Origin of the sequence: Acinetobacter sp. TWP2-2-3 (assembly GCF_049896445.1) — a bacterium.
Lineage (GTDB): Bacteria > Pseudomonadota > Gammaproteobacteria > Pseudomonadales > Moraxellaceae > Acinetobacter.
Genome location: NZ_JAFCUI010000026.1, coordinates 1 through 5,448 on the forward strand (window position 1 = coordinate 1; position 5,448 = coordinate 5,448).

Annotated in this window: 7 protein-coding genes; 4 read left to right on the forward strand and 3 right to left on the reverse strand. The window is 36.3% G+C overall.

Annotated elements, in window-relative coordinates; translation table 11 throughout:
• Positions 1-689: MobQ family relaxase (gene mobQ, locus ACP7AK_RS15230; RefSeq protein ID WP_425880201.1), on the reverse strand; the 689-nt coding region annotated here is incomplete at its 3' end.
• A 209-nt stretch (positions 690-898) separates the two neighbouring features.
• On the opposite strand from mobQ, the gene ACP7AK_RS15235 reads away from it, so the two are divergent.
• From ACP7AK_RS15235 to ACP7AK_RS15250, 4 genes are all read left to right on the forward strand, one after another.
• Positions 899-1,165, forward strand: a complete 267-nt coding sequence (locus ACP7AK_RS15235; RefSeq protein WP_006581723.1) for a hypothetical protein — start codon at positions 899-901, stop codon at positions 1,163-1,165.
• Positions 1,166-1,182: 17 nt separating this feature from the next.
• Positions 1,183-1,314 (forward strand): hypothetical protein, encoded by a 132-nt coding sequence (locus ACP7AK_RS15240; protein WP_254894336.1) that lies wholly within the window; start codon positions 1,183-1,185, stop codon positions 1,312-1,314.
• A 207-nt stretch (positions 1,315-1,521) separates the two neighbouring features.
• A complete protein-coding gene (locus ACP7AK_RS15245) occupies positions 1,522-2,022 on the forward strand; it encodes a YqhA family protein (RefSeq protein ID WP_425880202.1) in 501 nt (166 codons plus the stop codon).
• 223 nt (positions 2,023-2,245) lie between these two features.
• Positions 2,246-3,223 carry a TerC family protein gene (locus ACP7AK_RS15250; protein WP_004761028.1) on the forward strand — a complete coding sequence of 326 codons (978 nt, stop codon included), beginning with the start codon at positions 2,246-2,248 and terminating at the stop codon, positions 3,221-3,223.
• A 325-nt stretch (positions 3,224-3,548) separates the two neighbouring features.
• Here ACP7AK_RS15250 and ACP7AK_RS15255 read toward each other — a convergent pair whose 3' ends face one another.
• Entirely contained in the window at positions 3,549-4,073 is a 525-nt protein-coding gene (locus ACP7AK_RS15255) for a plasmid replication DNA-binding protein (RefSeq protein ID WP_127262066.1), read from the reverse strand.
• A gap of 78 nt (positions 4,074-4,151) precedes the next feature.
• On the reverse strand, positions 4,152-5,081 hold the full coding sequence (gene repM, locus ACP7AK_RS15260) for a replication initiation protein RepM (RefSeq protein ID WP_127262067.1): 930 nt from the start codon (positions 5,079-5,081) through the stop codon (positions 4,152-4,154).
• Between the last annotated feature and the right edge of the window lie 367 nt (positions 5,082-5,448).

Here is a 5,448-nt window from a genome sequence, read left to right on the forward strand (position 1 = left end):
CTTCGGCTGATTTCGGTCTCAATCCCTTTTCGGCGCAGTTCGGTGACTTTCGGCCCTTCGTGCAGCGTGGCTTCTAAACCATTCTCCTGGTCTTTGTAGCTGCGGTGGTCGACTCGGGCGGTGGATCCGGCCATATCCAGGTGCATATTGCAGATATCGGCAAAGTGTTCGCGCCAGTGCTCGATTTCCCCACTGTGTTTCTGATCCAGTTCCCGGGTTTTATCCGTAAAGCCTTCTGGCGTGAGTTTGCGTGTGCTCATCAGGATATGCGCGTGATAATTGCGTTCATCACTGCCGGATCCGGTATGCGGTGCATGGATACAGGCATCGACTGCCACCTGGTGTCTGTCCACAATGCTGGCGCATAGTTCTTCAAGCATGGCCAGACGTTGTTCTTGGTTCAGTTCACTGGGAAAGGCAATTTCAAATTCCCGGGCGACTGTTGAATTTTTTCGGGTTTCCCGTTGTTCCACTTCGTTCCAGAGTCTTTCCCGGTTTTTTAAATGCTCTGGTGCGCCTTCGGGTAAATAAATCTCTTTATGTTCCACACCGGTTTTTCGGCTGTAATCATGTTCCCGGCCTTCGCGTTCGCAATAAATCTTTTCACCTGCCCGATAGGCGATTGCAGCAGTGGCGGAACGCCCTGCAGATCGTGCTACGGTTTTAACTGAAAAGTGGTAAATCGCCATGCCTGTTTTTCGCTTTTAAATTTTCACGTAGTGAATTACGACCGTGCATACGGTTGTCGGGGTATTGGGGAGACCCCAATCGGACTTGCAAACGAAGTTTGCATAAGTGCGCTCTTCGAGGAAAACATTACTATACATATAGCACCTTGAATGCATATTCAAGTGCGCTTATGTTAGGGATGGTTTCCCAGGATGATGGTATTGGATTAATGAGCGTTACTGAAACACTAGACAGCAAAATTAAAGCCCAGGAAGAAAAGCTGAAACAGCTTAAAGCTCAAAGACAGGCAGCACTTGCAAGAGAACGTGCTAAAGAGAAAGAACAGGCTCGTAAAGATGATACTAGACGCAAAATTCTAATCGGATCTTGTATGCTAAAAATCACTGAAGAAGATGAACAGGCCCGGGCAAAATTGATTGCACAGATGGACAAGTATTTGACTGATGAACGTGATCGTAAGCTCTTTAATTTATAAGTGATAGGAAATCAATCATGGCATTGAGCCAATTCGATATTATTAAGTCTTTAGGTGAATCTATTGAATGGTTTGAAAAAGAACTCTCTTGGGGAATGCCTATTGCAGAATTAAGGCATTTAACAGGAAGAATTGGGAACTTTATGTAGCTATGATGACCTTAGGACAATTAGCTGATTCAGTTAATCAGAGAGGTTATGATGTAGTTTCCAGTACTGGACGGCTTTGTTGCACAAAGATATCATAACTATATGATTTTAAAAGTTTTGATTATTTTTTGATCCAAAATTAAATTTATTTAAATCAGGTGCTTACATATTTATGCAACAAAGCCTCATTTTAAGGGATGTTATCAAGTGCTACAAAATTTTTTTGAAAAGAGTAGATATTTAGTTATTATAGTTATTATAAATTGCATAATATCTTCTATTTTTTTATATTTATCAACTATATATCTTCTAATTGATGCAATAATTTTTATTATAAAAAATATATATGCAACTAATTTTGAAGTAAAAATAGTTGTTGTTAAATTTTTAAAAATCCTCGATGTCTCGTTAATTGCTATTACATTTCATTTAATTTCAGCAGGTTTTTATAAATTATTTATTCAACAAGCTATTTTTGACAATAGTTCTTTTCTTAAGACACTATCAATTAATAAGTTTCATGATCTAAAACTTATTATATTACATGTATCTATTATAGTTATAGTCATCTTGTTTTTAGAAGATCTTGTTGTTTTTGGTGGAACTTTAGCCAACTTATATGCTGGTATTTCTTCTAGCCTAGTCATATTAGCAATAATTTTTACTTGTAAGCTATTCGATAATGATCATCACAAAGACGATGAATAACTTAAATCGCAAGGACTCATTTATAATTACTCTTTTATTTGAGCATTTAATTGAAGTTAAGATTAGAGATCGTCATGTATTGAGAAAAAATGTCTGATTCAAACTTCACTAAACTCAAAATTGCGTCAAAGATTGCAGCTTCAAATAGAAATACTGCACTCTTTCTTTAATCAAAAAATCTCCGACAAACCCGGTACGGTTCAAGTATAAGCAGAGGAAAACTATGGACGTTCTATTTTCGAATTTTTTAGATAAACCTGTTTGGATGTGGATTTTCTTTATCCTTATTGTACTTGTCCTGCTTATTCTAGATCTTGGAGTATTTCATCGTAAGGTAAGAGAGATTGGTGTTAAAGAAAGCTTAGCACTATCAGCATTTTATATTACATTAGGTTTACTTTTCGGCGCATGGGTGTGGTGGTATCTCGGACCCACGGCAGGGATTAACTATGTAACCGGTTTTGTAATTGAAAAATCATTAGCGATGGATAATATCTTTGTCATTGCAATGATTTTTTCATATTTCTCGATACCAAGAATTTATCAGCATAGAGTCTTATTTTGGGGAATTATAGGTGTAATTTTTCTAAGAGCTATCATGATTGGCGTGGGCGCAACACTGGTCAGCCAATTTTCATGGGTTCTTTATATATTTGCAGCCTTTCTTATTTTTACAGGGATAAAAATGTGGCTAAGTGTTGATAAAGAATATGAAGTCGGAAATTCTCCTATTTTGAACTTTATTAAAAAAAGATTTCGTGTCACTGAGCAGCTTCATGCAGAGAAGTTCTGGGTGAAAAAGATTGATCCAAAAACTAACCAATTAACCTGGTTTATGACACCACTTTTTCTAGCCTTGATCATGATTGAATTTGTAGATCTGATCTTTGCAATAGATAGTGTTCCTGCGATTTTTGCGATTACGACAGATCCATTTATTGTTTATACTTCAAATATTTTCGCAATTTTGGGATTACGTGCTTTATATTTTGCCCTATCAGCAATGGTCGACCGCTTCCATTATTTGAAGTACGCATTAGCAGTATTGTTAGTCTTTATTGGATCAAAAATTTTTATAGCTGATGGATTAGGTATAGCAAAAATTCCACCGCCAGTCTCCCTTTCGATCACGTTCATCATCTTGTTTACAGGAATTCTATACTCTCTTTGGAAAACAAAAGATCAAAGTACTCATAGGTAAAAATTACAATCCTTTAAATAATTAATAGCTACCAATAAAACAGTGGCTGTTAATTATTCTGATTATAAGTTTTCCTAAAATTAACATAATACACCTTATACGAAATGCTCTTTTTTATTCTATATAAATCATAGTCTTATCGTATACAAAAAAGCCCAACTGCACTCAGTTGGGCTTTTTTAATGATTTTTCATGTTCCACGCTTACTATTTAAGCAATGTTCCACGGTTTTGTTCAGTTTTAATAAACCTCATCCGGTTTTTTGATGAGTCATTATTTCATGTGCTTGCACTGAAATTGGCTCATCAAAAAACTGGAGTCCTGGCTAACCATAAGGAAGGAAAAAACGGCTCAGGAAACCCCTTTTTTTAGGTTCAGGCTCAACGTGTTCTGGAACAGGGATACGTTTGTTCTCTGGAGTAGTTAATCTGTTCTCTTTTGGTGGAACTACTATCACCTCTTCCTTCATTTCTACAATGGGAGCTGATTTAGGGAGTTCGGGTTCACTAGGCTCTTGGATCTTTGGTTTGGGTGCTTCCAGTAGACGTTGCATCATCTCAATTTGATTTTGATAAAAGGATTCACGCTCTTTTGCATCATCAAGTTGATTTTTCAGCATGTCTATCTGTTGCCTAAGTAGTAAAACTTCTGCCGAATTTGGACTGTCTATTTTTACAGACTCTTTTACATCTAGTTTTTTTGAAGGTTCACCAAAAACACGGATAGCCTCGGCTAGATCAATTTTATTATCAGAATTTTTACTTAAAATTCCTTTCTTTATGTTGTTGTAAATCGTTTGTCTATTGATATTGTAAAGCTTAGAAAGCTCAAGAACTGTAAGGCTTTTCATGTTGTAAATCTATGCCTAACTCTGTCAAAAGTTGTTGTCTATTAGACTGCCTAATAGACAAATGATCAAGTATAAATTTTAGGCAGCTTGATAGCCAACTTTTTGAAGATAAGGGAATAATTCTTGGAATTTTTGAGAATCTTGAAGCATTTCTGCAATGCGCACAGCAAATTGCTGGTAGCTTTCGGTGCCTTCTGAATATCGCCCCATCTCAGGTAATTCAGAAAGTTTGTTGGCAAAGAGATGACGTTGTTTATCACTCATTTTGGAGAAAAGAGCTAATGTATCCGTTCCCTTAATTACTTTGTCAGAGTTGGTTTTTTTCTGCTTAAAACTGAAAGAAAAACCGGAAATTGAACGTCCTTTTTTATGTTGTTCATATTTAGCCGTTATATCGGTTAACTCATTTACTTGCTTGAGGGCAAACTCTAAAACATACGTTTTAAAATTACTCATTGTTTTGTATTGATGAGCTTCGACACCAAGTTGTTGTCTAAAGATCGATAGATCAAAAATTGGCGTTTTACCGGCAGATCTCCATTGAATTAATAACTCGTATAACCGAATAGCATAAGAGCTAGTTAATCTCGAAACCTGCTCCAATTCATATTTAGTAAAGTTTTCTTCCAGTCGAGTTATGAGTGGAACAATGTCTTGCGTGAAACGTAGGAAAACGATCCCGGATTGAGGTTCATATCCAATTTTATCGACCCAACGACAGTGAAAGCTACGATCCTTACCAGTCTTAGGATTAATGTCATGATACGTGACATAGCGATCAAATAAGCTTTTAGATGCATCCCGAAGCACGGTATAAGCAGTGTGTTTCTCGACATTAAAGGTATTGATATAACTACTTGCATGTACTTCTAAAAGGCTATTTTCAGTTATCCCATGCCCTGTTTCTCGAGCTTCAGCAATGGCTAATAGGATCAGCCTTTGTTCAACTGTATCTAGGGTATAGCTAGCTTGAATTAAAGCATTATCCTTTACGATTAATTCACTCATTTCTAATAATAAATTTATAATTAAACTAGGTCGTACAATAGACTATTTTAATTGATTTGTAAATCATCTTGATTTGAGGTCGATAAACCTAGTTTTAAGGTCGATAAACCTAGTTTTATGGGTCGATAAACCTAGTTTTAAGGTCGATAAACCTAGTTTTATGGGTCGATAAACCTAGTTTTATGGGTCGATAAACCTAGTTTTATGGGTCGATAAACCTAGTTTTATTGGCTCTGAAACCCTTGTGTATAAAGGATTACAGCTTAATTAAAAGCATTTAAAAGCTTAAAAATAATTAAAAGCCCAGGGAGTAAAAAATTGCCCTTGGTTTTCGCTTCGCTCAAACTCTATTGAATCTCGCTTTCGC